Source organism: Halarsenatibacter silvermanii, from assembly GCF_900103135.1.
Classification (GTDB): Bacteria; Bacillota; Halanaerobiia; order Halanaerobiales; family Halarsenatibacteraceae; genus Halarsenatibacter; species Halarsenatibacter silvermanii.
In genome coordinates this window covers 101,717-127,714 of record NZ_FNGO01000003.1, presented here as the reverse complement: position 1 = coordinate 127,714, position 25,998 = coordinate 101,717, and the positions used below count along the sequence as shown (strand labels likewise).

Genomic DNA, 25,998 nt, shown 5'->3' with positions numbered 1-25,998 from the left:
ATGAAGATAAAAAAGCTGTAAATTACGATTATCTTCTAGAGGAGGATTATGATATGGACCCGTGGGAGCTTCTAATAGAACTTCTTAAAGTACAGGAAGTTGATACTGTTTTCGGTCTGGGAGATAGTTATGTCAATATGCTGGCGGATCAGGCCGGATTACAGGCGATAAATCTTCGGCACGAGAGTTCGGCTCCTTTCATGGCGATGGCATACAGCCGTTTGACCGGCAAAGCAGGCGTTATTTCGGCTTCGGCCGGACCCGGCACTGCTAATTTGACACCGGGAATGCTTGAGGCTCTGTCGGGCTGCACACCGATAGTGGCTCTATGTCATTCGGCTCCTGTAGCTACTCACGGTCGAGGAGAATTTCAGGAGTGCGATCAGGTCAAGATGATGGAACCGGTGAGTAAATGGAGTGCTCAGGTGAAGGAGGCAGAACTTCTTCCCTGGTATTTGAGAAGAGCTTTTACAAAAGCGTTGAGCGGCGTCCCGGGCCCGGTTTATCTCGATCTACCTGACGATATTATGGGTTCAGGACCTTTCAAAGGCCAACCGGAGAACTGGAATCTCGATCAGGAGCTGGTGGAAAATCAAACCCGGGTAACAGAGGCCAGGCCGGCGGCGGCCAGAGATGATGTTCGCCAGGCAGCCCTGACCCTCGTAAAGGCGGAAAAACCCGTTGCTATTTTCGGCAATGGGGCAGTTCTTGCCCGGGCATTTGAGCAGGGAAAGGATTTTGTAGAATCTTATGGTCTTCCCTTTTTGACCACTCCCGGTGGAAGGGGATTAATTTCTGAAGATCATGAACTTGCTCTGGGGGTCTCTGGCAGATATCGGACCAAACCTGCCCGTAAATATTACGAGAAGGCTGATCTGCTGATTACTATTGGCAGCAGCAACGAAGCTTTTCAGACTGGGCACTGGGAACATTTTCCCGAAGATGCCAGATATATTCAGCTTGATATCGAGCCCGAGTCGCAGGGCCGCAGCTGGAGGCCGGACATACATCTGGCTGGAGACGTTAAGGAGGTGCTGTCTCAGCTTTTAGATGAGCATCAGCGGCTGCAGAATGAAAATCTTCAGATGATGGAAAGACTGCAGGAGAAAAAAGCTGAAATAGCAGAAGAGGTTTCAATGGCAAAAGAAAAGTTCGCAGTTCAGGTGAAAGAGGAAACTTCCGAGCTGAGTTATCCGCTTCTGGCCCGGGAGGTAGTGAAGACTGCTGATGAGATTTTTGGACCTGAGGCTATTCTTGTCAACGAGAACGGCAGTCAGGATATCTGGTCTTATTTTTACCCTTACTTTCGAGTTCAGAGCATACTGGGATGTATACCGGTAGCAGAACAAACCTGTATGGGCATGGGGGTTACAGGAGCAATAGCTGCCCATCTGGCCAGGCCGGAAAGACCTGTTCTCTGTATAACCGGAGATGGAGCTTTTCAAATGTATATGCAGGAAATGGCCACTGCAGTCCAGTATGAAGCTGGCTGCACCTGGCTTGTTTTGAATAACAAAGGCCTGGGCTGGATAAGGGCCAAGCAGCAGAAAGCCGGGTTTCCCACGGTTTCAACATCCTTCCAGGCTCAGCCTGATCTGGCCCAAACAGCTGAAAGCTTTGGCTGTCATGGCATTTCGGTCAAAGATCCGGATGAGCTCAGACCGGCTTTGAAATCGGCTATGGAAGCCAATAAAAAGGGGAAACCGGCGGTTGTAGACTGCAAAATTGATCATAAGCCCGATATGGATCACCTGGATGATGGGCGCTGGTGGAAAAATTAAGGTAATAAAATAGGATCTTCTTTCTGTCAGTTGATAGGTAATGCATAAGATCACCAGGCTCAGGATGTGCCGGCCTGAGCCTGTGCTCAGGGACAGGCTTTTGCCAAGGGAGCGCAATTATTTGACACACCAATTTACCAACTGATGACAAGAAGATCCATAAAATAACTCACAGGCCGGCAGTAAATCACTGAGAAAATTTTATTAGCACCCCATCCTGGCCGGCCGTGAATATATTTTTATTTTCATCTACAACAATATCGTTGACAGCGGAGCTGTGGGGCTCAAAAGACCAGATTTTTTCGCCCCGGGGAGAGAGTTTGAATATTTTACCGTTAGAATCTCCGGAATATATAAAGCCCTCTTTATCCACTGCTAAAGTTTTGATGGTAGATCTATGGCCGTCGAAACTCCACTGTCTGGTCCCTTCTGAATCGATTTTTCTGACCAGATTATCCCGGCTGCCGGTGAAAACATTGCCCTGATCATCGGCTGCAGCAGCTTTTAAACTCCCCCAGTAAACATCATACTTCCAGACCTCTTTACCGTCTCCATCGATCTTTCTCAGGGTCCTATCATTGCTGCCGCTGAAAATCTTATCGGGCTCGGCTGTGACGAGAGCCTGTACAGTGGAGGTATGAAGATGAGATGACCAGAGTCTGTGACCATCAGCGTTTAATTTTCTGACCGCGTTATCCCGGCTGCCGGTGTAAAAGTTTCCTTCCCGGTCTGCGGACACGGTCTCAATAGCGGACCAGTGCAGATCGTAACTCCAGAGTTTTTCTCCGCTGGTGTTCAGCTTCCGAGCGATGCCGGCGCTGCTGCCGCTTATGATATTACCATCTTCATCTGCGGCCAGCGAGGATATAACTCCCTCAGCTTCTGTGTAAATCCAGATAAGATCACCATTATCATTTAATTTTCTGATATAATTCTCGGTGCTTCCGGCATAAACTTCTCCCTTGCCTGTGGAAGCCAGGGCGGTAAACTCAAAATCTCTGATGCTAATTCTCCATTCTTCTGCTGGAAGTGGTGATCCTTCTCCTGAGGTCTGACCGGAATAAAGTACGATTATTACCACCAATGCAATAAAAATGAGTGATAATTTATTTCGAAAGCCCAGTATTTCTTTCAAATTTGTCAACTCCTTCTTAACATGATTTTGAAATCTGATTAGATAGTCAAAGAATCAGCTGGGAGGTAATTTTTCAATGTACTGTCAGGAATGCGGAGCAGAGCTAAAAGATGAAGCCCGGTTTTGTCACGAGTGCGGAGCTGAAGCGGCCATGGCTGAAAATGAACCGAACTTTGACCATGATGAAGATTTTGATTATGCAGAAACAGAGTTTGCTTATGATAGAGAGGAAAAAAGCTCGGAACCTGCTTATGCAGGTTTTTGGATCAGGCTGGCAGCATACCTCATAGATGGGGTGGTGCTGGGAGGACCGGTTTATTTAATAAGCACTTTTTTAGTGACCGTTGATCCCTTTGCAGGACAATTATTTTCTACTCTGGGACTGCCCATTATTATAATTCTCTTCTGGGTCAACTGGCATGGTCAAAGCCCGGGCAAAAGAATCATGAATATAAGAATAATAACCAAAAGTGGTGGGGCGATAACCTTTGGCAGAGGAGTTTTACGCTACATAGGATATATTCTCAGTGGTTTTTTATTGATGATAGGATTCATAATGGTGGCTTTTCACGGCAAAAAACGAGGACTTCACGATATCATCTCTGGAACCTATGTCATTAAAGACAGATAAGAAACAGATGATTTTTCTCCGAAACAGCTGGTTAAATTTTCATATATGCACTGTATACTCAGGATTACTTAAGACCAGCTGATATAGAGAAGCTCCAGATAGATTTATGTGTGAATTCACTGTTTTTGATTTTCACAGGTATACACTCTGTCAGTGACGGCCGGAAAATTATCTCTAAAGTCTATAACCTCATCTCGAGGACATTCAGCCTTGATGATTTCCTCGCCCCGGCCGGCTTTCGATAGTATTTTTCCCCGGGGGCTTATAATGAGGCTATTTCCGGCCATTTCTACGCCGCCGCTGCGGCCTGCGCAGTTGGCCGCAATTAAATAGGACTGATTTTCCAGGGCGCGAGTTCGGCAGAGCAGCTGCCAGTGGTCAACCCGCTCCCTGGGCCAGGCTGATACGACCAGCATATATTCAGCCCCCCGCTCAAGCTGAATTCTGTACAGCTCGGGAAACCTCAAGTCATAACAGGTGCTGAGGGCTACTTTATTGGCCCCGATATCTTCAACATTTATTTCTTTGCCGGGAGATAAAATGTCCGTTTCGCGCGATTCGTAACCGAAAAGATGTATTTTCCGATACGTTGTCATAACATTTCCTTTATCATCTAGAAGAACAGATGTATTGTATAATTCATTTTCCTCATCTGCTTCTACAAAACTCCCCATAAGCAGATGACATTCGAGTTCTTGAGCCCTGACAGACATACTCTTAACTGTTTTACCTTCCAGTGTTTCTGATTTTTCATCGTATTCATCAAATGAGAAAAATCCCACGTTCCAGAGTTCGGGTAAAATTATAAGATCATAATTTTCCACTTCTTCGATAAGCTCACCGATTTTTTCTATTCTTTCACTCTTGTTCATAGCCGGATCTAATTCTGGCTGCACAGCTGCGATTTTCACTTATTTTACCTCCCTGATATAATCCAGTGTGATTATATTATTTCCTGACTGCCGTCGCCATTCCTGCTGATAATCATGTAAAAAAATTTCAAAATGAAAATATATATGTATACAGGTATCTAAGCCCTGAATAACTGTTATTATGATCATAATTATATTACAATGGTTGCAGAAGTTTTTAATGACAATAAAACATTGTAAAGAAACTTAACTTTGATAATAAAAACACGAAGTTAACCACGATTATTCTTTAATATTATTATAATTTAGCTTGATAATATAAAAAATATATGATAGTATTTAAAAAGGAATATTTTTGAAATTAGCTCACTATTTCAACTCAAAGAGTTTAAAATTGTTCGTTTGAATATTTTTCAAAATCCTAAAAGAGGAGGCATTAATATGGTAAAAAGATGCGCTTTTGCTCTGCTGGTGCTTGTTCTGGCTGCTGGAATGCTGTTGACAGGTCATGAAGCTGCTGCTGAGGAACCCTGGGCTGAGATTGAAGGGGAAAGTTTTGATTTCATAGTAGGTTATGATGCTGGCGGTTCTCATGATATCACCGCCCGTCATATGGCGGAAGGACTCACGGAGCTGGGAATTGAAGTTGATGTAACGAATATGCCCGGCGGTGACGCTACCGAGGCAGGTTATCATGTAGCCGATTCCGATCCGGAGGAAAACATAGTTTTTTGGGCTCATCCTCCTGCACAGCTTTTCGATCCAGCAACCAGGGACGTCGGCTATGATTTTGAAGACTTCGATCCTGTAGCCACCATGGGTAGTCCAACTTTTGTCTTTGCCGCTCTTGTCGAACAGCCCTTTGCCAGCTATGATGAGCTGGTGGAACATATAGAAGAAAATCCCGGTCAAACAGTTGTGGGTGGTCAGGCGATGAATCATCCCATGCATTATGCCTTCGAGATGCTGCTGCCATCCGATGAGCTGGATTATAGCTATGTAAATCTGGGTGGCGGAGCAGATGTACAGGCCAATCTCGCCGGCGGACATGTGCAGGCAGGACATCTTTCTCTGGCTGCAGCCCTCCCGCTTTATGAAGATGATGAACTTGAAATCCTTGTACACACCTCGGAGATGGCAGAAACTGTCGATGCCATTCCTGAAGTCCCTCATATGAGAGATGTAGGAGTAGATTACGCAGAGCCTCATTCGCTTTCGGCTCTGGCTCCAGAAGGCATAGATGAGGATGTGAGAGAAGCGCTGAATGCTGCTATCCGCGAAGTTATCGAAAGCGAGGACTTTCAGGAAGATATGGATGAAATGGGTGTAGTGGCTGTGCCGCATACGATTGAAGAGACAGAGTCATATTTTGATGAGCTAGTTGAAGATGTACTTCCCGATTACGAAGCCTGGCTTGAGGAACAGAATTAAGCTGAGTAAAAACCCGTCCACTGATAAAAGGTGATTATTTTAGCTCGTTTGATGACTTAATTTGAATAAAAATTCAGGCCCGGGATATCAGTTGTGGTTGATTATCCCGGGCTTCAATTTAAACTGAGGTGTGAACATATATGAGTGCAGGCATGCTGTCAATCAAAGGAATTGTAGGAATAGCACTTACAATCTTTGGTCTGAGCACTTTTTTGTACTCTTTTCAGATGCAGCTTTTGTTTGAAGAGCTTCTTATGCCTCGTTTATCTCAGCTGTTATTTATTATAGGCGGAATAATAATTTTCACCAAGGATCTATTTCGCAGCAGAGAAGAAGACGTGAATCTTGATCGAGATTTCACTTTTTTCTCGGTAATAGCTGTAGGTTTTTTGATGTATATTTATTACATGGGAGTTTTGCACATTGGTATGGTAGTAGCTACCTCATTGACACTCACTGCCCTCTGGTTTTTAATTGAATATTTGGACAGCAGCAGAAGGGATAGAGACGTTAAGCTCTCGCAGCGTTTGTTGCTGTCTTTAGTAATTTCGGCAAGTATAACAGCGCTTTTATATGGTCTTTTTGTAGTGTTTTTGGACATTTATTTCCCCCCTAATTTATTATTTTAAATCATAAATGAAATATTGAACTTATCTTACCTGAAGAATTTAAAATTGATTTATTGACGAAAATAGGAATGATAAGTTATGTACATAAGATATAAGAGGAGGAGCGAGTAAATGACCTTTTTTGATCCGGACGCTTTGATGGCGGCTATCGGACTGGTAATTTCACTTGACACTTTTTTATTCATACTTCTCGGTGTTGTAATAGGAATTTCTTTTGGTGCTATCCCCGGTCTGGCTCATACCCTTCCCATAGCCATAGCATTACCTCTCACGCTGGTCATTCCTTTTCATCAGGCCATGGGTCTTCTCATAGGCACCTATAAAGGCGGGACCTATGGTGGTTCAATAACTGCAATCAGTTTTGCCACACCCGGAACTTCAGGGGCAGCTGCTACCGTGGCTGATGGTTACGGTTTGACGAAAAAAGGCAAAACCCGCAAGGCCCTGCAGATGGCTCTTTATTCCTCAATCTTTGGCGACAGCGTCAGCGATATTGCGCTTATATTTTTGGTGGTTCCTATAGGTATGGTAGCACCTAAGTTTGGTCCGGCCGAACTTACCGCACTTTATATTATGGCGCTGGCTCTGGTGGTTTTGCTTGCCGCCGATAATCCCGGGAAGGGGATGATTTCCGCGGCTGTCGGCTTTTTTCTGGCTGTAATAGGTCGGGATATAGTTACGGGATCATTTCGTTTCACCATGGGCATTCGCCAGCTTCAAGCCGGGTTTGATTTGATACCTTTTCTGATGGGGTTTTTTGCTGTTCCGGAAATAATCAGGCATATGAGAAAAGTGTTTGTAGACCCGACCAGCGTCGAAGAGCTGGGCGAGGGCAAGACTGAACAACTCCAAAAAGAAAAAGGCCTTACCTTCAAAGAATTAATAGGAGCCTGGAAGGGGCTGGGGCTGGGTACCCTTATGGGGATTTTTCTAGGAGCTTTACCCGGACCCGGAGCTACACTCAGTTCCTATACTTCGCACAGCGTTGTAGGTCAGATATCAAAAGATGAAGAGTACGGCAAAGGTTCGCTTGAGGGTGTAGCTGCTGCTGAAGCCGCCAACAACGCTACCTGCGGGGCCACTTTTATTCCCATGCTGACCTTCGGTGTGCCCGGCAGTTCGATAGCCGCTATGCTGATGGCGGCTTTGATGATGGAAGGCATTCCGGTCGGTCCCCGGGTGATGGTCGACCACACTGAAACAGTATACGTGATGTTTTTACTCCTGCTTTTTGCTAATCCATTCAACTTTTTATTTGGCAAATTATTGATTCCTGTTTATACCAGGCTTACCAGAATGCCGGCTCGTTTTTTATGGCCGGCCATAACTGTATTACTGATCATGGGTACTTATGCTTACCAGACCCGTCCATTCGATGTAGTAATAATGATATTATCTGGAATAATAGGCTGCTTCTTTTTCTGGTTTAAAATAACGGACGGACCTTTGGTGCTGGCTTTTCTGGTAGCGCCTTTATTCGAGGAGAGTTTTCGCCAGGCTCTGATGATGTCCGGAGGGGACTATACTTTCTTTTTTCAGAGCAATATATCCAGAGTCCTTTGGGCGGTAACTTTTGGAGCAATTGTATGGTTTGCATATAAAAGATGGCGTAACGGCAGAAGTGATTATAATATGCATGTCAGCGATTGATCTGGCTGATAGGCAGGAGTGATTTTTTATAGAAGAACAAAATTTAAGTAAATTAATATGATCAGCGAGGGGGAAATTGGATAAATGCCTGATACTGAAAGTCTTCATTCCGCTCGGGCCAGAAATTTTGATTTTGATCTTTTAGAGCGGGGGATTGGGGATACGCCTCTGGTCAATATTGAGTTTGAACCTGGATATGATTTTATGAGCAAGCTTGAGTTTTTGAATCTGGGAGGCAGCATAAAATCAAGGACTGCTTACTGGATGGTGAGGAAAGGAATCGAAAACGGAGAAATAGACAAAAATACAGTTCTGGTTGAAGCCTCCAGCGGCAATCAGGGTATAGGTATTTCCATGGTCGGAGCTGTTTTAGAACTTGATGTAGTAATTATAATGCCGGAAAATATGAGCCAGGAAAGAAGAGAGTTCATGAAGTCTTACGGGGCTGATTTGATACTGACTGATCCCGGTGGAAATATTAAAGAGGCCATTGACAATTCCCTCAAAAAAGCCAGACAGCTAGCAGAAAAACATTCCAATCACCTCTGGTTAAATCAATTCGGCAACTCTTATAACCTTGAAGTGCATGAGCTAAGGACGGGGCCAGAAATTATAAAAGATCTGTCCGATCCTGCAGATTATTTTGTTAGCGGTATCGGAACCGGGGGAACAATTACAGGAGTAGGAAAAAAACTAAAAGAAACATATCCCGATTGTAGAATTGTAGCAGTTGAGCCTGAGAATGCGGCTGTTTTGCAGGGGTGTGAGCCCGGTCATCATATTCAGCAGGGCATAGGAGATGGATTAATACCTGACATTCTTGAGCTCGATATCATTGATGAATTTATGACTATAAGTGACGATGAAGCTGTAGCTGCTGCTAAAAGACTGGCCAAACAGGGTATTTTTACCGGAATCAGCGCCGGCAGCAATGCACGGGCTGCCGAACTGATAAAGAACAAACAACCCGATGCTGAGGTATTGACTATTTTTCCTGATGGAGGAGATAGATATCTGACTGAAGATTATATCTTTGATTAAATTTTATCTTACTGCAAACAATTTAATAATGTATTTTATCAAATATAAAATACGTTTTTGTCCCGGGTATATTATTTTAGAGATATGGAACTCTGCTGACTCCATATACTTTATTTGAATCCCCTCTTAAAATTACCTTGAGATTTGACAATTCCGATAAAATAGTCTATTATAAGTCCGGAATCGGGAGAAGTTTCCCGGCTAGTTTAAAATATTTTGCTTTTAACGCAGGATTAATTAAACTTTGATAGAAAGTATTAATAGGGAGAAAAGTAATCAATGATTTTCAGCGAGAACTGGGGGATGAGGTCGAAGGTCTTTCTGGAGTCATGGTCGAGAACAACTACCCGGGAGGTATTACAGAGATGAAAGCAATCAAATATAATTCTTCTGAGATAACTGCTAAAAATTTTTCTGATTATGTAAATACAGAAAATAAGACTCTTTCTCCAAAAACTCATGGCAGATTTGATTTGAAGAAAACCCACTGGTGGGTGGTTCCAGGAACTGATTGGCCGGTCCACAATTTCGGCAAATATATTTTCAAAGAGGAAGGCCCACTGATAAAAGCGGGATTGACAGTAGAAAAAGGACTGGGAGAGGATGCATCCAAAGTATCCCCGACTGGATTACTGCTTGATGATAGCTGGCAGTGGTATAAATTTCGAGAGGATCTTAAAAATAGCATCGTTGAAGAAAGAATAAGAAAAGTCAAATCGGAAAATGGTGAACTTTTGCTGGAGATTGGTATTGAAAGAGTAGAGGATCCTCCCAATTATGATCCTCATTATTACAAGAAAGAGAAATATATTTTTGAGTTTGATGAGGAGGCAAATACATCTTTCAAAGAGGAGGAGTCAACCTCTGAAGAGTTCTCTGAATTGGAGAGTCTTAGTTCAATCGGAGAAGTGATTGATATCATCAATGATTTTGATAATAAAGACTGGATCTGGATTGATTTTGACTTTGTCGTTCCCCTGCTTAAAAGGGGAGAAGCTAATGAGGACACAGAGCTGATAAGTGAGTTTCATCTGGGGGCTATACTGCAGCCGCTGGGTAAATGGATTGCTTGATTAATTGTGATTTTTATGTGAAAAAAGCTGATGAAGTGCGGGTTTCCTTTATTTTATCTTTATTTTGGTCTATAATTAATTTTGGGATTACTATTTATAATACCTTATTTGAAGTTATTATTAAGAATTATTCGGGAGGGAATCCGCACTTTTGTTATTTATAAGAGAGATGAAGGTCATAATCAAAAATATAATTAAACATAAAAACTGTAAACCGCTCTGTTCTGCAGTTTTATCCTGTATTTTGTTGATTGTGATAAGTTGGTCAGCTGCTGGTATGACTTTGAGAGAAGGAGATGTAGGTCCCCGCGTAGAAGAACTTCAAAACACGCTCCAGGTGATAGGTTTTAATCTTGAAGCTGACGGTGTTTATGAAGAAAGCACAAAATCAGCTGTAAAAAAACTGCAGAAAGAAACAGCTGCTGGAGTTGATGGTATATATGGTGAGGAAACTCGTGATCAACTTTCGAAAAAACTTGTATCTGATTTAGATACTAAGACTTACGAATTGAGTCGAGGTGACACTCTTTCCACCCTGGCAGCTGAACAAAATGTTTCTCAGGAAAAGATCATCATACTAAATGACCTCAAAAGTACTCATCTTGAAGTCGGAATAGAAATCGAGATTCCTGTTTCCCGAGAAGATAGCAGCTTGACTCTGGGCAGGGGTGGAGAAAAAATATTCGGCGATCATACAAATATAGAGATGAACTCTCAGAAGCATACTGTTAGACCTGGTGAAACTTTATCGGATATTTCGGCGAAGTATGAGGTTGACATTGATAGCATAAGTACAGTTAATAACATGAGAGGCAATACTATATATCCAGGTCAAACTTTGAGAATACCCGGAGAGAGCAGGAGAAATGAACCTTCTCCGCTGGAAAGAATAGATTTTAAGTGGCCTCTTCAGGGTAGAATTACCTCCGGCTTTGGAGCGCGGAGCGAACCATTTTCCGGAGAGAGCGACTTTCACACCGGCATTGATATAGCAGCCTCTCAAGGCACAGAAGTTAGCGCAGCGGCAGCCGGTGTGGTAGATTTTGCAGGCTGGAAACAGGGCTATGGTTACACAGTGATCATAGAGCACAATGATAAGATCACCACTCTTTATGCTCATAACTCGGATCTGCTGGTGAGAGCTGGTGAGGAGATAAGCAGGGGAGAGACAATAAGTTTTTCAGGAAATACCGGAGTGAGCACCGGGCCTCATCTTCATTTTGAAATTATCAAAGAAGGAGAACCACAAAACCCTGTAGAATATCTGCCTTAAGGCAAACTATAATTTAAGAGATTGAATTTATGAGCTGATATCCCGGGGAGTAAAGAATTTAATCCCTTTACAATTTTTTATAGATTTTTATTTAATCCTGCCGCAATAATTTCCTGGCGGCAGGATTTTTGCATCAAATCCGGATAATAAAATAATTGTTCAAGAGGTGATTTTCGGATGAAAGTTCTTGTTATTGTTGGCAGCAGTCGCAGAGAAGGAAACACCTCCGCTTTAGTTCATAGAGCAGCCAAAGGCTTTGAGAAAAGATACAGAAAATTCGCAGAAATGATGGCGGATGATAAAACCAGTATTTCCCGGGTGATCAATCCAGGAAATTATAAATATCGCGGCTGTAATGGCTGTGAGGCCTGCAGTGAAAATTTGAGATAAATATAAAATGAGTATCATTATTGTAAAGCTGCTTAAGCAGGATTATTTCGGGTGCTCTTGAAATACTTATTGATAACATAAAGTTTTGGGCGAAATCTTTTTGCTGTTTAAGGAAAGGAGTGGAATTTTTTGAACATCCTGGTCGTCGATGATGCCCGCGAGATCAGATTGCTGCTGGAAAATTACCTTCGCCAGGCCGGTTACGAAAATGTCGAGTTCGTGACCAATGGCGAAGAGCTTATGATAAAGATTACGGAAAAAGATTTAGCCGCAGGCGAACTCGATCTTATTCTGCTGGATGTCGTTTTGCCCGATATGAATGGAGTTGAAATATGCAGCTGTCTGAAAATGGAACCGGCCATGCAGGATATTCCGATAATAATGGTTACAGGAAAACAGGATGATCAAACTTTGAGAGAGGCTTTCGAATCAGGAGCCATGGATTATATAAAAAAGCCTATATCCAAAATAGAGCTTAAGGCCCGTGTTGCTTCCGCCCTGAGATTGCGGAAAGAAATAAAGAAGAGAAATGCCCGCGAAAGAGAGCTGAAAGAGGCAACCAGCAAGCTAAAAGAAGCCAACAAGAAGCTGGAAAAGCTGGCCTCTCAGGATGGACTTACCTTTCTGGCCAATAGACGGCTTTTTGATGAGAGGCTGAATGAGGAATGGAAAAGGGCCAGGCGTGAGAATTCTTCTATGGGACTAATAATGCTCGATATAGACCATTTTAAGTATTATAACGATCTTTATGGTCATCAGGCTGGTGATGATTGTCTTAAGAAACTTGCTAAAAAGCTGGAGAAGCTATTATATAGACCGGGAGATCTGGTCGCGCGTTATGGTGGGGAGGAATTTGCAGCGATACTCCCCAGGACAGATATTACGGGGGTAAAAAGGGTTGCTGAAAGAATTCGTAAAGGGATCAGAGAGTTAGAAATAGAGCATGAAGACTCTCCTGTCGATGAGTATGTTACCGTCAGCGTAGGAGGGACAGCATCAAACTACTGTCGGGAAGGAGAGCCGGAAATGCTGTTGGAGAAGGCGGATAAAGCATTATATGCAGCCAAGAATGACGGCCGGAACTGCGTGAAGGTCTTTGCAGCTGATTTTTGTCAATAATTTTTTGCGGGGTGATTATATGGCAGATGATTCTGCCGGTGAGTTTGTGGTAAACGTTGATAAGGATTTAAAAGATTTGATTCCTATGTTTATGGAAAATCGCAGCTCAGATATAGGGAACTTTAAAGAGATGCTGAAAAATGATAATTTTGATGAGATTGAAGAACTCGCTCATAAAATTAAGGGAAGCGGCGGGAGTTATGGCTTTGACAGGATGACGGAGCTGGCCCGGGAGATTGAAAAAGCAGCTGAATGTCGAAATGAGGACCGTATAGCAGAGTTGATCGCAGAATTCGAGGAACATCTTAATAAGGTGGAGATAGTTTATGAATGATGATCTTTCCCTGCAGGATCAGTACGAAATTATTTTTAATAATACTCAGGATGCTATGTTTTTGCTCGAGGTAACAGAAAAAAAGAGATCAAATTTTTGCGTTTGAACCGTTCCCATGAAGAGCAAACGGGCATGAAAACGGAGGAAGTCAAAGGAAAAACTCCGGTGCAGGTTCTGGGAGATGATACTGGAGGGAAAATAGAAAATAATTATAGAAAATGTCTTAGGACCGGAGAAGCCATTGAGTACGAAGAAGAACTTGAACTGCCCGGCGGCAGGAAAATATGGAGGACCACCCTTACGCCAGTATTTAGTAAGGGTGGAATTACCCAGATTGTGGGCTCAGCCCGGGATATCACCAGAAGAAAAAGAGCTGAACGTAGATTGAAGAAGTTAAATAATCGTTTTGAGCTGGCTACTAACAGCGCCGGAGTAGGTGTGTGGGAGCTGGATCTGGAGAGCAGGGATCTTTACTGGAATGATTATATGTATGAAATGTACGGCATGGAGAAGGATAGTGTGGAGAATAAATTTAAAACCTGGGTTCAGGGACTGCATCCTGAGGATAAAGAAGAGGCTGTTAAAAGACTGGAAGAGGCGGTGGAAGAAGAAAAGGAGTTTAAAGCCGAATTTAGAGTTGAGCGTCCGGATGGTACGGCAAGATATGTGCAGGCTTATGGAGGGATCCACCGAAAAGATGAGAACAATGAAAAGAGCCAGGGCAAATACATGCTGGGCATTAACTATGACATTACCAGAAGAAAAAAATATGAAAAAGAACTGCAGCAGCAGAAAGAATCCTTTCGGCGTGTGATAAATGCCGCCCCTGACTGCATATTTATAAAGGATAAAAATGGCCGTTATCAGCTTATCAATAGTGAACTGGAGGAGCTTTTTGGTCTGAAGGAGGCGGAAGTGGTGGGGAAGACCGATTATGAGTTGACTCCCACCGATGAAGAAGCAGATGACTTTTCCCGTGATGATAGAGCCGCTCTGGACGGTGAAGAGCAGAAAATAACGGAGGAACGTATAACTGACTTTGAGGGTACTGAGCGCTGGTTTCAGACTAAAAAAGTTCCCATTAATTATCTGGGCGAAAAATGCGTTCTGGGTATAGCCCGTGATATCACGAAAAGACGGGAGATAGAACAGAAGTATCGAACTCTTTTTGAAGAGGCGCCCTACGGCATAGCTGTTATTGATCCCGAAAGCAGAAAACATCTGGAGTTTAATGAAGCGGTATGTGATCAGCTGGGCTATTCTCGCGAGGAGTTTGGAGAGCTTAAAGTAGAAGATTACACGGTTGAAAAAGAAACCTGCAAAATTAAAAATCAAATTAAAGAGATTTTGCGTGGGGCAGGCAAAAATTTTGAAACAGAACACCGAACCAAATTCGGTGAGGTTATTGATATCAGGGTCACCGCCAAATCAATAATTATTAATAATAAAAAATGTATTCTGGCCATGTATCAGGATATCACTGAAGCTAAAGAAGCCGAACAAAAGCTGAATGAATATACTCAGGAGATAGAAAGAAAAAATATAGAACTCGAACAGGCGCGCGATGAAGCACTCAAGGCCTCTCGCGCTAAATCTGAATTTCTGGCCACGATGAGTCATGAGATAAGAACTCCCATGAATTCCATAATCGGCATGAGCGAACTTCTGGAAGAAACAGTTCTGAGCGAAGAGCAGGAAAAATATCGGCAAATTTTGAAAACTTCGGGAGATAATCTGCTGGCATTGATTAACGATGTTTTGGATCTATCCAAAATTGAGGGCGAACAGATAGAACTGGAAGAAACCGGATTCAACTTAAGAAAATTGATAAATGATGTTATTGAAATGATGGCTTACAGAGCTTATGAAAAAGGTCTGGATCTGGCGTCTCGAATTGCTCCGGAAGTCCCTGAAGAGATAATGGGAGATCCCTCGCGGCTGCGGCAAATTCTGGTGAATTTGCTCAGCAATGCAGTCAAATTTACAGAGGAGGGAGAGGTAGTTCTCCAGATAGATATAGCAAAAAATTCAGATATAAAAGTTGAGGACCTGGAGACGAAAGATGAAAGCAGTGTGAAACTAATCTTCTCTGTTAGGGATACTGGTATAGGGATTAAGCCCGAGAAGCAGAGGGATATATTTTCCACATTCACCCAGGCGGATGCCTCCAATACCAGAGAATACGGCGGCACAGGTCTTGGTCTTACAATTTCAAAGAAACTGGTCAATTTGATGGGAGGAAATATCGATCTGGAAAGCACTCCCGGGGAGGGCAGCACTTTTTATTTTACAATAGAGTTTTCCCCGGCCGAAAAACCGGTTGCCGGAGCAGAAAAATTCGACAAAGATATTGATCTTTCCGGTCTTAAGGTGCTGGCGGTGGATGATAATTCAACCAATCTTCTCGTGCTCGAAGAGTTTTTGCAGGAGAAAAATGCGGAAGTCGTCACCGCCCATAATGGTGGTGAGGCGATCTCTCTGCTGGCTGATCTTGAAAAAAGAGAGGGAGCCAGCAAAAAAGAGTTTGACCTGTTGTTGCTGGATTTAATGATGCCGGTTATGGATGGCAATGGAGTACTGGAATGGATGGACGATAAGACCGGAGAATTTGCTGGGGGAATAATTCTTTTAACTTCAGCTCCTGGCAGGGAACAGCTTACTTCACTGTCGGAAGAGATGATCGATAGATTTATCTCTAAACCCCTCAGAAAAGAGGAGCTGATACAGGTTATCAGTGAAGTGGTTCATAAAAAGATAGATGAAAGCCCATCCGAAACTGATAGAGAGGTCCAGGAAAAATGCGGTTCGAAAAAGAGAGAGGAGGAAAGGGTTAAGCCTGGCAGGAAGGAAGAAAAAACTGACAGAGATAAAATCGTCGGTAAGAAAAAGAAAGAGGAGAAAAAACCGCTGCATATTCTGCTGGTAGAAGACGCAAAAGAAAACAGACTGCTCGTCCAGGCTCATCTTAAACCTCAAAATTGTGTTCTTACCATGGCAGAGAACGGGAGAGAGGGTGTTGAGAAATTTAAGGAGGACGAGTATGACTTAATTTTAATGGACCTGCAGATGCCGGAAATGGATGGTTATCAGGCAGCTCAAAAAATCAGAGAACTCGAGAAGAAAAAAGGCTTTCCCTCAACACCTCTGGTGGCACTTACAGCCCATGCCTTAAAAGAAGATATGAAAAAAACCGAAAGAATGGGTTTTGATGATCATTTTACGAAGCCCATCAAAAAAGATAAACTGCTTTCTCTGGTGGAAAAATACAGAGAATAGGATTTGAAATAAAGGAATTTATATTCGGAAGTAATAGATATCGATCCAGGAATTCTGCTGGGCTAGCTTAAAGCGTATATTTCAAGGGGCTATTTTTGGCAATTTTTGCAGTTTAATATTCCTGAAAAAACCTCTTTTCAGGGGATATTTTTTACGATTTTTTAGCAATTTAAGGAGGAATTACAGCGATAATATACAATTGATTATTATAACCAATTATTTTATTCAATCAGCAGCTCTAATAAGCAGCTGGAAGCCTTTGGTTAAGTTAAAAAAGAAAAACCGGAGGATAAATAATTTATGTTAAAAGCAGTTTTGTTGATCCTTGCACTCTTATTGTTGATAAGTATATATCGTCTTTTCAGACTCAGAAAGGCTTTTAGAAAAAATGCAGTTAAACTCAAGGAGAATATGCTTGGAGATTATGATTTTATAGATGAAATGCTGGACCTGGTGGAGCGCTTCAGCGCTTCAATACTCGAAACCAAAAAGGCTGCTGCTACCAATAGAAAAGTTGTGAATAATATGCTGGAAAAGCATCTCAGGGAAAATCCCGGAATTTTTGGAGCCTGGGTAGTCTTTGAACCCGATAAATTCGATGGAGCCGACAATTCATACAGCCAGGTTGACCATTATGACGAAACCGGGAGATTCAACTCCTATTTTTATCGGGCTGGTGGTCAGATAAGTGTAATGTCTCTTCCTGAAATCGACAAAGAAGAATTCTACAACCGCCCCAGAGAGGAAAAATCGACAGTCGTCATGGATCCTTTCATATATGATGAACTGGAGAACGGAGAAGTCCTGATGACTGCTATAGCGGAGCCGATTATTGAGGATGATGAGGTTCTGGGTGTTACCGGGGTCGATATTATGCTGCAGGAAGGAACCACTCACCTGGATAAAGAACTGATCTTCAAAAGTGCTTCTGATTTTTCTCCCCTCGATTTTATGGACAGAGTGGTCACAGCTTCGATCAGCAGTTTCGGCGAAATGATTCATATGCTGGGGGATTCCGCCGATGAACTGGATAGAACTTCGCGGAAACTATCTGAAGCTTATAGCGAGGTTGAAGAGGCCGGAGATGAAATTGCCAGGGCAGCTGAAGATATGGCCAGTGATGCTGAAGAACAATCCAGCAGTATTCAGGGAGCGCTAAAATCAGTCGATGACTTAAAGGATTTTACTGAAGACAATCAGGAAACCGTCCGGTCTGTTATAGATGTTAATCAACAGATAGTCGGTTTTCGAGAGGATAATTCTGAGAAGATCAACGAATTGAGGGAGGATTCCCGCCAGAACAACGAAGCCATTGAGAGTTTAATAGATCAGATAGGCAGCGTGGAGGAGCAGACTTCGGCAATTTCTGACATCAACACTCAGATTCAGGAGGTGGCCGAACAGATCAATCTCCTGGCTTTAAATGCTTCGATCGAAGCAGCCCGGGCAGGAGAAAGAGGCGAAGGATTTGGCGTTGTTGCGGAAGAGGTGCGTGAGCTTTCAGTTGAAACTGATAAATTTGCTCAGGATATAAGTGAAACAATAGATAGTTTGATCGGAGAAATTAACAGGGTGAGAAAAGAAGCAGGCCGACTGGCGGATGCTTCCCAAAAGCAGCTGGCCAGTACAGAGGATGTTTTTGTAGCATTTGAAAACCTCCAGGATCTGTTGAAAGAGCAGGAGAAAAATATTGAAGTGTTTGGTGAAAATTTTTCCGAATTACACCGGCGGCAGGAAAAACTAACCGAAAATATAGAGGGAGTTTCCGCCAGTTCGCAGGAATTTGCGGCCAATACCGAGGAAATCACCGCTTCCATGGAGGAGCAGGCCGGATCTATCTCCAGGTTGAAGGATACCACTGAAGATATCGTCAGTCAGGCCCGAGTGCTGGAATCCAGGCTGGCGCGTTTTGAAGACCAGTTGAAGGAAAAATAAAAATTAAAATCGGAGGCGAAATAATATGAGCGAAGATATTATCAAATTGAGAACTGAAGGGGACGTGGGAGTTGTCAAACCCGAAGATGAAATTGTTTTTGAAAATTCCAATCCCCTCAAAGAGGAGACAAAAAGAAAACTGGGCAATCAGGAAATTGAGAAGCTCATTATAGATTTGGAAAATGTTCCCTATCTTGATAGTTCCGGGGTGGGTTATGTTATCTCTATCTTTAAGTATATGCGGGAAAATAACGGTAAACTGGTTATAGCCGGTTTGAACGATAAAGTCAAAAGGGTTGCCGAGCTGACCAGATTGAATGATATAATTGAAGTTTATGATGATCTCGAATCAGCTCTAAAGGCCCTGGAATGAAAGGAAAAATTAAAAGTATGATTATTTCCCCACCAAAGAAATCGGGAGGCTGATTACTCATGGATATTGAAGTTGAAATAAAAGAGGATTTTGCCCGACTTGTTCCCGGTGAAGATCTGGATTTAACCACCGCTGGAGACCTCAAAGAAGAATTCACCGAGCTGGTTGAGAACGGTCAAAAGAATATAGTTATTGATTTCGAGAGAGTTAGAAGAATCGACAGTTCCGGAATCGGCAAAATCTTGCTTTTCCAGAAAATTTTGAAGGAAGAACAGGGGAGTTTGAAAATCACGAATATTAATTCTGAATACGTTCGGGAAGTTTTTGAGATGGTTCATCTCGATGAGCTGGTGGATGTTCAATAACCATAGATAATTAGCAGATCAATTTTAGGGCCCGGGAGGGATGGATATCACCTCTGGCGTAAAACCGGGGCCAAAAAAGGGTGAGATATTTTGATTAAAAAAATCAGGGGTTCATTATTTCTAAAATTTATTCTGGCTTTTTTACTTATTATTTTACTATTTGTTGCAGCGAACTGGCTGGATGAAGTCTATGATCAGAGGGTAGCAGATATAGAGGCTGAAATAAATGAGATGCAGAATTTACAACAGCATTTTCTGAACCTGGAGATCGATCATCATATGTGGGCGATGAGCATATATGATATGCTGACCACGGGAGAAGCGCCGGATTTAGTGGATCATACTGAATGCAATTTAGGTCAGTGGTATTATGACACATCTCCTGAAGATTTTTATGCCGATGAATATGAGGCCCTGGAAGAGCCCCATATTCAGCTGCATGCCGCCGGCAATGAAGTTGTGGAACTTCATGAAGCAGGACAGGAAGAGGAAGCATTAGAACTTTTCCGGGAAGAAACACTTCCAGTCCTGGAAGATGTGCGCGGGTATCTGGCTGCAATTATCGATCTTACCGGGGAGGAAATTGCAAGCCTGCAGGACGAAAGCAGAGCTGTGGCCGCCCGGGCAGATATGGTTTCCATGGGATCCATTGTGCTCGCGGTTGTTCTTGCTGGAATAATTGCTCTCGGACTGACAAAAACTACGGTTGGTCCGCTGCAGAGTATGAGTGAACAGGCTGAAAGGGTGGCCGAAGGAGATCTTACCAGCAAGGTTACCAGCAGCAAAACAGATGAGATTGGAGATTTAAAAGACTCCTTTAACGAAATGATATCTACTCTGAGGAATCTGGTAAGAAGTATAGATGATAGTGCGGATTCTGTGGTAAATGCCTCGGAAGAACTGAGTACTGCCTCGGATGAAACAGGCCAGAGTGCTGAAGAGATTGCCCGGACGGTTACAGAGGTAGCCGAGGAAAGTCAGGAGATAAGCGATGAACTAGATTTGTTGCAGGAGCACGCGGGAAACCAGAAGGAAGGCGCAGAGCAGCTCAGGAATACAGTCAGTAAGACCATGAATATAGCTGAAAACTCGGAAGAAAAAGCAGCTGATGGTTATAATTCGATCGACAAAGCCATAGAGCAGCTGGATGTGGTGAATGAAACTGTCGAATTTGCCACGGACGCCATTGAAAAACTGGGCAGAAGATCTGAAGAAATAGGTGATATGGTTGAGCTCATCGAAGGTATAGCCTCTCAGACCAATCTGCTGGCTTTGAATGCTGCCATAGAAGCAGCAAGAGCTGGAGAATCCGGCCGGGGCTTTTCTGTGGTAGCCGAAGAAATCAGAGAGCTGGCAGAAGAATCTTCACAGGCTGCTGGAGATATAACCAGTCTCATTGAAGACATTCAGTCAGAAACGGAAGCTACTGTAAACTCGATGGATACAAATTATGAAGAGGTGCAGAAGCAGATCGAAATCATCAAGGATGCAGGTGATTCTCTGGATAGGATTGTGGAATTCTCACGTAAAACCAGCGAGCAGGTGAAAGAAGTTAAAAGTTTTGTTGAAGACATGGAAGCTTCGCTGGCAGAGGTAAATGAATCAATAGATACGGCTGCCAAATCGATGGAGAACACCGCTGCTGGGGCTGAAGAAGTCTCCGCACTTACCGAAGAACAGAGCGCCTCGGTGGAAGAAATGGCGGCTTCGGCAGATGAACTGGAAAATATGGCCCGTCATCTCAAACAGCTGATCTCTCAGTTTGATATAAATGAATAAGGGGAGCTGTTTCAGTATACTGATTGTTAGCAGAGTGGAGGGAGAATAATGTCTGCTGAAAAGATGATAGAGACTGATCTGACCATGGCCTGTCAGGCGGAGTTAGTTGCTGATACGGTTGAAGAGATAATAGATATTTTGGCCGATGCAGATCACGGTGTGGAGGATCTCAACTTTAGGCTGGAGCTGGCTGCCAGGGAGATGCTGGCCAATGCCCTGGAACACGGCTGCAGCTCTCCCGAGGAGGAGGCCAGAGTTGAGATCAGTGCTCACGTGGGTAGAGTCGAAATATCTGTTAAAGATCCGGGGGATGGTTTCGACTGGCGGCAGGCTGATATGGAAAACATGCCCGTACTGGAAGAGAAAGGAAGAGGATTAAATCTGATAAATCAGGTGGCTGACGAACTCGAATTCAATGAAGATGGAAATGCCATCACTGCCGTTTTCACCTGATCTTTTCCCGGTCTATTTTAAATTTATTGGAGGAAAATCAATATGGATTTAAATTATCAGGAGGATAAAGCTATAGTCAGCATAGATAAAAAGCTTGATCTGACCAATGCTGATGAGATGGATGAAATTACAGCAAGATTGATGGAAAAAGAATTTGAGGAGGTTGTTCTCGATTTTTCTGGGGTAGAGATGATAGACAGCATTGGGATGGGGAAGATTTTACTTTTAAATAGAAAGCTGACAGATAGAGATTGTGAACTGAGAATAAGGAATGTGGATACGGATTACGTCAGGAAAATGTTTAAGATGGTGAAATTAGATGAGGTTTTGGAAATAGACTGGTGATTCTGCGGATTCAGCCATAATAAACCTAAAAGGGTTTGCTATGGCTGAGTTTTTTATCTTGCCTTTATCCATATTAGCTGTTTGAATATAATCCCAGTCATATTAATGCTGCATATTATTGGTAGTTCTCTCTTCACAATGAAAATTTCTTCAACGATTCTGGAGAAGATCCTCTATCATATTGCAGGAAATACATCATCACTACTCAAAAAAAGTTTTAATTTTAATTGAAAAAGCAACTTTGACAAACAAAACAATATAAATAGTTTGCAAGAAACTATTAAATGTTATATAATTTACATAAGGAATTGGCCAATCATGATTATTCGAAGGCATATAGTTCTTATACAGGCTCGTAATTTATATCAGAGCCCTGATTTGTCATTTTTTATCATTTATTGTCATTAATTTTATCAATTTTACCTTTTCAATAGCAAAAATCAGCAATTTTTTTGCAAAAACATGTGAAGTTTTTCATAATTAAATGGGGAGTGATTCGATGTCAGCAAATGAAGAGATCAACTGGCACAGAGTTGAGCCTGAACTCGAGGAGATAGTTAAGCGCAATGACGCTCAGCAGGAAGCTCTTATCGAGATCATGCATGAAACTCAAAGTCTCATAGGGCATATTCCCGAAAGGGCTCAGGAAAGAATTGCCCGCGGCCTGGAAATAAGCCCTTCCAGGGTCAAAAGTGTAATTTCATTTTACACTTATTTTACTGATCAGCCGCGGGGCCAGTTCGAGGTTTCTATCTGCAAGGGTACAGCGTGCTATGTTAAAGGAGCTGAAGAGATAATTGACAGAATCAGCGAGGAGTACGAGATTGCCCCCGGAGAGACGACTGAAGACGGGCTTGTTTCGCTGGAGGTAGTTCGCTGTTTGGGAGCCTGCGGATTGGCTCCCGTCATGACGGTCAACGGTAATGCTCATGGCATGCTCAATCCGGAAAAAGCAGTCAGTATTATCGACCGTTACTGCAAAAAAGCCGAACTGGAGGAGGTGTGAGAGGATATTATGGAAATGATAGATATGGTGGAAAATCGGAATGATCTTGATGAAATCAAAAAAGAATTTAACAGCGAGCGAAAGAAGAGCGCTGATACGGTAATTGTTGTTGGGATGGGTACATGCGGTATTGCAGCAGGTGCGGAGAATACTATCACAGCACTTAAAAATGAAATCGAAAGAAAAAACATCAAAGATATTGAGCTGGCCAAAACCGGCTGCATGGGTTATTGTGTGGGCGAGCCTCTGGTGGAGATAAGACAGGGGGATGTCAGAATACTTTACGAGGATATTACGGCCGAAAAGGTGGAAGAGCTGGTTGAACAGCATATAGTCTCCGGCAACATCATCTCCCGCTGGCGTGTTTCTTTTGATTCTGACTTTTTTGAGCCGCAGGAAAGGATAGTTCTGAAAAACTGCGGAGTTATAGATCCGGAAAGCATCAGAGCTGCTATCAGTCATGGCTCCTATAAAGGGCTGGCCAAAACTCTGAAGAAGATGAAACCGAAAGGGATTATAGATGAGATTGAAGACGCCAAACTCCGCGGCCGCGGAGGAGGGGGGTTCTCAACCGGTTTAAAATGGAAATTTGCCCGTGATAATGAGAGTGAAGATAAATATCTGGTTTGTAATGCGGATGAAGGAGATCCCGGAGCATTCATGGATAGAAGCTTACTCGAGGGAGACCCTCACAGGCTTATAGAGGGTATGACTATCGCCGGATATGCGATCGGAGCCAATCATGGTTATGTTTACTGTCGGGCTGAGTATCCTCTGGCTATCGAAAGACTTAAAAAGGCTATTTCTCAGGCTGAAGAATTGGGACTTCTGGGCAAGGACATAATGGGTTCGGGTTTTAATTTTAAACTGGAGATTCGACTTGGGGCCGGAGCTTTTGTCTGTGGGGAGGAGACCGCTTTGCTTGCCTCTCTTGAAGGACAGCGCGGTGAACCGCGGCCCAGACCCCCTTTCCCACCCGAGGAAGGTTTTAAGGACGATCCCACCGTAATTAATAATGTCGAGACGCTGGCCAATGTTCCTGCTATCATCGCCAACGGGCATGAATGGTTTAGAGATATAGGAACAGAGAATAGTCCGGGCACAAAAGTATTTGCCCTGGCCGGCAAGGTAAAAAATAACGGACTGGTAGAAATACCGATGGGCACTTCTCTGGGAGAGATCGTTTTTGATATAGGGGACGGTTTAATTGACGGCGGCAACTTTAAAGCAGCTCAGACTGGAGGGCCTTCCGGCGGCTGTATACCGGTCGAACATCTCAATGTGCCTATAGATTACGATTCTCTTCAGGAACTAGGGACGATAATGGGATCCGGCGGATTGATAGTCATGGATGAACAGGATTGCATGGTCGACCTGGCGAAATACTTTATCGATTTCTGCAAGGATGAATCCTGCGGCAAATGCACCCCCTGCCGGATTGGAACAACCCGTATGCTGGAAGCATTGAACCGTATAACCGAGGGGGAAGCTGATCATGAGGATTACGAGATGCTGCTTGACATGGGAGAAAAGGTCCAGGATTCCTCTTTTTGCGGACTGGGACAGACCGCGCCCAATCCGGTGGTTAGCACCGCCCGCTATTTTGAAGACGAATATCTAGATCATATAGAAAATGATTACTGCGAAGCTTCTCGATGTGCACCGCTTTTTAATTCTCCCTGCCAGAATTCCTGCCCGGCCAACGTTGATGTGCCCAAATATATCGATCTCATCAGGAGAGGAGAATACAAACAGGCATATAAGGAAATTCAACGGGAAAATCCGCTGGTTCTAATCTGCGGCCGGGTCTGTTACAATCTCTGCGAACCCTCCTGTAACCGCAGGTCGCTGGATGAAGGATTGGCCATAAGAGAGCTTAAACGTTTTGTCAGTGATGTGGTGCCAAAAATGGAGGGTGGTTATCCCATACCTCAGATTGAAGAGGAGAAGAACGAAAGGATCGCAGTCGTTGGCTCAGGTCCGGCCGGGCTAACTTCAGCTTTTTATCTGCGCAGAAAGGGATATCAGGTTACGATATTCGAAGAAGATTCGGTTGCTGGCGGTCTGCTGGCTCAGGGAATACCTGAATACAGGCTTCCTCAGGAGAAATTAAATGAAGAGATAACCGTTTTGACAACCATGGGTGTTGAACTGGAGCTCGAAACAGAGGTCGGTCAGGATGTCACTCTGGACGAATTGAGACGTCAGGGTTTTAAAGCTGTGCACCTCGCGGTTGGTGCTCATGAAGATTATCAGCTCAATATTAAAGGTGAAGAACTTGGTGGAGTTCATAATGCAATAGATCTTCTGGAGGATATCAATATAAACCCTAACAGAGTTGACATGAAAGATAAGAAAATATCTGTGATCGGAGGGGGAAATTCAGCTATAGATGTGGCCCGCAATGCCGTGCGGCTGGGAGCTGAAGAAGTCAATATAGTCTATCGGCGCCGGGAAGAGGAGATGCCAGCCAATACCGAAGAGGTTGAGAAAGCTAAATATGAAAAAGTCAATATGTACACTCAGGTGAGTCCGGTTAAGATCGCCAGAGAAGATATAGAGGTCAAAGCTGTCGAATGTGTCGAAATGAAAGAAGGTGAATTCGATCAGAGCGGTCGTCGTCGGCCCATTCCCGATGAGGAGAGAAAATTTGAACTCGAATCCGATATAGTCGTCGTAGCAATAGGTCAAACTGTCGAGGACAATTTCAATAACGGTGAAACAATGGTGGAGCTGAACGAAAATGGATTGATCGATGTCAATGAAGATCTCAGCACCAGAGTCGAATGGATATTTGCCGGCGGTGACTGCGTAAAAGGGCCTTCAACTGTAGTCGAGTGTGTACAGCAGGGTAAAGAGGTAGCGCGCGAAATAGATCAATACCTGGGAGGAGATGGAGAGGTAGTTCCCGAAAGCGAAGTGGAAAGAGAACTGACAGAACCGATAATAGAAGAGGAAAAACCCAGAGTTAAGATGCCAGAGATACTTCTTTCAGAGCGCCTGCAGGGATTTAAAGAAGTTGAAAAAGGATATTCTGAGGATCAGGCCCGGGAAGAGGCTTCCCGCTGCCTGCGCTGCGATATATAAGAAAAAGTTGTGAGGAGGGA

General features: G+C 43.4%; 22 protein-coding genes. 20 read left to right on the top strand and 2 right to left on the bottom strand.

Going from position 1 to position 25,998, the window contains the following annotated elements:
- The first annotated feature begins 53 nt into the window (after positions 1-53).
- Positions 54-1,781, top strand: coding sequence for a thiamine pyrophosphate-binding protein (locus tag BLT15_RS02430; protein WP_089758312.1), 1,728 nt, complete (start codon positions 54-56; stop codon positions 1,779-1,781).
- A gap of 187 nt (positions 1,782-1,968) precedes the next feature.
- Here the strand turns inward: BLT15_RS02430 and BLT15_RS02425 are convergent, their stop codons facing one another.
- The gene (locus tag BLT15_RS02425) at positions 1,969-2,916 is read right to left on the bottom strand and encodes an outer membrane protein assembly factor BamB family protein (protein ID WP_159429774.1); all 948 of its coding nucleotides are present in this window, start codon (positions 2,914-2,916) and stop codon (positions 1,969-1,971) included.
- Positions 2,917-2,992: 76 nt separating this feature from the next.
- Between BLT15_RS02425 and BLT15_RS02420 the strand changes: the two genes are divergently transcribed.
- The gene (locus BLT15_RS02420) at positions 2,993-3,547 is read left to right on the top strand and encodes an RDD family protein (protein ID WP_089758307.1); all 555 of its coding nucleotides are present in this window, start codon (positions 2,993-2,995) and stop codon (positions 3,545-3,547) included.
- 116 nt (positions 3,548-3,663) lie between these two features.
- On the opposite strand, the gene BLT15_RS02415 is transcribed toward BLT15_RS02420, so the two are convergent.
- The gene (locus BLT15_RS02415) at positions 3,664-4,458 is read right to left on the bottom strand and encodes a nitrilase-related carbon-nitrogen hydrolase (protein ID WP_089758305.1); all 795 of its coding nucleotides are present in this window, start codon (positions 4,456-4,458) and stop codon (positions 3,664-3,666) included.
- Between the two features lie 402 nt (positions 4,459-4,860).
- On the opposite strand from BLT15_RS02415, the gene BLT15_RS02410 reads away from it, so the two are divergent.
- The 18 genes from BLT15_RS02410 to BLT15_RS02325 all read left to right on the top strand — a co-directional run bounded on the left by BLT15_RS02410 (position 4,861) and on the right by BLT15_RS02325 (position 25,978).
- On the top strand, positions 4,861-5,850 hold the full coding sequence (locus tag BLT15_RS02410; RefSeq protein ID WP_089758303.1) for a tripartite tricarboxylate transporter substrate binding protein: 990 nt from the start codon (positions 4,861-4,863) through the stop codon (positions 5,848-5,850).
- Positions 5,851-5,990: 140 nt separating this feature from the next.
- Positions 5,991-6,479, top strand: a complete 489-nt coding sequence (locus tag BLT15_RS02405; RefSeq protein WP_089758301.1) for a tripartite tricarboxylate transporter TctB family protein — start codon at positions 5,991-5,993, stop codon at positions 6,477-6,479.
- Between the two features lie 111 nt (positions 6,480-6,590).
- Complete coding sequence (locus tag BLT15_RS02400; protein WP_089758298.1) at positions 6,591-8,129, top strand: tripartite tricarboxylate transporter permease; 1,539 nt, start codon at positions 6,591-6,593, stop codon at positions 8,127-8,129.
- Between the two features lie 84 nt (positions 8,130-8,213).
- Positions 8,214-9,170 carry a PLP-dependent cysteine synthase family protein gene (locus BLT15_RS02395; RefSeq protein ID WP_089758297.1) on the top strand — a complete coding sequence of 319 codons (957 nt, stop codon included), beginning with the start codon at positions 8,214-8,216 and terminating at the stop codon, positions 9,168-9,170.
- 365 nt (positions 9,171-9,535) lie between these two features.
- Positions 9,536-10,243 (top strand): hypothetical protein, encoded by a 708-nt coding sequence (locus tag BLT15_RS02390; RefSeq protein ID WP_089758295.1) that lies wholly within the window; start codon positions 9,536-9,538, stop codon positions 10,241-10,243.
- Between the two features lie 253 nt (positions 10,244-10,496).
- On the top strand, positions 10,497-11,516 hold the full coding sequence (locus tag BLT15_RS02385) for a peptidoglycan DD-metalloendopeptidase family protein (RefSeq protein ID WP_159429773.1): 1,020 nt from the start codon (positions 10,497-10,499) through the stop codon (positions 11,514-11,516).
- Between the two features lie 177 nt (positions 11,517-11,693).
- Positions 11,694-11,906 (top strand): flavodoxin family protein, encoded by a 213-nt coding sequence (locus tag BLT15_RS02380; protein ID WP_089758292.1) that lies wholly within the window; start codon positions 11,694-11,696, stop codon positions 11,904-11,906.
- Between the two features lie 129 nt (positions 11,907-12,035).
- Complete coding sequence (locus tag BLT15_RS02375; protein ID WP_089758290.1) at positions 12,036-13,025, top strand: GGDEF domain-containing response regulator; 990 nt, start codon at positions 12,036-12,038, stop codon at positions 13,023-13,025.
- Between the two features lie 19 nt (positions 13,026-13,044).
- Positions 13,045-13,359: an Hpt domain-containing protein gene (locus tag BLT15_RS02370; RefSeq protein WP_143422997.1), complete on the top strand. Its 315-nt coding sequence runs from the start codon at positions 13,045-13,047 to the stop codon at positions 13,357-13,359.
- A gap of 132 nt (positions 13,360-13,491) precedes the next feature.
- On the top strand, positions 13,492-16,635 hold the full coding sequence (locus BLT15_RS02365; RefSeq protein ID WP_089758285.1) for a PAS domain-containing hybrid sensor histidine kinase/response regulator: 3,144 nt from the start codon (positions 13,492-13,494) through the stop codon (positions 16,633-16,635).
- A 300-nt stretch (positions 16,636-16,935) separates the two neighbouring features.
- A complete protein-coding gene (locus BLT15_RS02360; RefSeq protein ID WP_089758284.1) occupies positions 16,936-18,570 on the top strand; it encodes a methyl-accepting chemotaxis protein in 1,635 nt (544 codons plus the stop codon).
- Between the two features lie 25 nt (positions 18,571-18,595).
- On the top strand, positions 18,596-18,943 hold the full coding sequence (locus BLT15_RS02355) for an STAS domain-containing protein (RefSeq protein ID WP_089758282.1): 348 nt from the start codon (positions 18,596-18,598) through the stop codon (positions 18,941-18,943).
- A 59-nt stretch (positions 18,944-19,002) separates the two neighbouring features.
- A complete protein-coding gene (locus BLT15_RS02350; RefSeq protein ID WP_089758280.1) occupies positions 19,003-19,308 on the top strand; it encodes an STAS domain-containing protein in 306 nt (101 codons plus the stop codon).
- 90 nt (positions 19,309-19,398) lie between these two features.
- Positions 19,399-21,087 carry a methyl-accepting chemotaxis protein gene (locus tag BLT15_RS02345; protein ID WP_089758279.1) on the top strand — a complete coding sequence of 563 codons (1,689 nt, stop codon included), beginning with the start codon at positions 19,399-19,401 and terminating at the stop codon, positions 21,085-21,087.
- 48 nt (positions 21,088-21,135) lie between these two features.
- Positions 21,136-21,540 (top strand): ATP-binding protein, encoded by a 405-nt coding sequence (locus BLT15_RS02340; protein ID WP_089758277.1) that lies wholly within the window; start codon positions 21,136-21,138, stop codon positions 21,538-21,540.
- A 42-nt stretch (positions 21,541-21,582) separates the two neighbouring features.
- Positions 21,583-21,885 carry an STAS domain-containing protein gene (locus BLT15_RS02335; RefSeq protein WP_089758275.1) on the top strand — a complete coding sequence of 101 codons (303 nt, stop codon included), beginning with the start codon at positions 21,583-21,585 and terminating at the stop codon, positions 21,883-21,885.
- A 499-nt stretch (positions 21,886-22,384) separates the two neighbouring features.
- A complete protein-coding gene (locus BLT15_RS02330) occupies positions 22,385-22,891 on the top strand; it encodes an NADH-quinone oxidoreductase subunit NuoE family protein (protein ID WP_159429771.1) in 507 nt (168 codons plus the stop codon).
- A 9-nt stretch (positions 22,892-22,900) separates the two neighbouring features.
- On the top strand, positions 22,901-25,978 hold the full coding sequence (locus BLT15_RS02325) for an FAD-dependent oxidoreductase (protein WP_089758272.1): 3,078 nt from the start codon (positions 22,901-22,903) through the stop codon (positions 25,976-25,978).
- Positions 25,979-25,998 lie beyond the last annotated feature (20 nt).